The organism is Bacteroides sp. CAG:189, from assembly GCF_000432295.1.
In the GTDB taxonomy this organism is placed as follows: Bacteria; Bacteroidota; Bacteroidia; order Bacteroidales; family Bacteroidaceae; genus Bacteroides; species Bacteroides salyersiae.
On record NZ_HF991091.1, the window covers coordinates 83,415 to 84,439 of the forward strand.

1 protein-coding gene is annotated in these 1,025 nt (G+C 39.0%); it reads right to left on the bottom strand.

Annotated features, from left to right (window positions below):
• On the bottom strand, nucleotides 1-846 hold an 846-nt coding region (locus tag QVP90_RS12975; RefSeq protein WP_288204475.1), incomplete at its 3' end, for a DnaA ATPase domain-containing protein.
• Between the last annotated feature and the right edge of the window lie 179 nt (nucleotides 847-1,025).

Here is a 1,025-nt window from a genome sequence, read left to right on the forward strand (position 1 = left end):
TTCCATTCCTTGTAATAACACAGGAGCACGGTCTGAAGTCAGAATTAATTGTTTGCCGTTTTGATGCAGATGATTGAAAATATGAAAGAAGGTATTTTGAGTCTTGGTGACGCCTGCAAATTCTTGAATATCATCAATAATTAATACATCGATCGTCTGGTAGAAGTTGATGAAGTCATTGGTCGTATTGTTACGTACAGAATCTGTGTATTGCACCTGAAAGAGATGGGCCGATACGTATAACACTCTTTTTTCGGGGTATATCTCTTTGATTCTTGTACCGATGGCGTTGGCAAGATGCGTTTTTCCCACTCCGGATGCACCATGCAGGAATAAAGGGTTAAAAGCTGTACCGGCCGGGTTTTGGGCAACGGCTTCAGCGACGCTTCTTGAAAGTTTATTGCTATATCCTTCGATGAAGTTTTCGAAATTGTAGTTCGGATTCAGATGGGGATCCAAATCTTGAGGAGCCGGAGCGTGTAATATATTCGGTGCTTTATTACCGTTACCGCGAATAATGCTTGGTTGCGGTACGGCTATAGAACGGTTACTGGCTTCAAGATTTACCGTTTTATTCGGTATTGAAGTCCGGTCTACCATTACATTATACATCAACTTGGTTCCCTCGCCAATGACTTTATATAACGTTTTTCGTAGCAAGTCCACAAATTTATCTTCCAGAAACTCGTAAAAGAACTGGCTGGGTACTTGTACAATCAACGTTTTGTCCTCATATTTTAATGGTACAATGGGAACAAACCAAGTTTTATATGTCGAATCGGGAACATTGTCTCTAATAATTTCAAGACAGCGGTTCCACAGCCCGACATGATTCGATTCACTCATAACGGCTACAATACATTTATTAATTAAGCAAAACTTCTACGGTTGCAAAATTGGGAATCTTATTTGAGAAAAACAAATCTGTTTTTTCTTGTATTTCTCGTTGGAAGAATAATACCTTTACTTTCAGCTACTTATGATAACCCAATAAAATAGCCCCTTGAAAGAGGCTATTGTTTTTT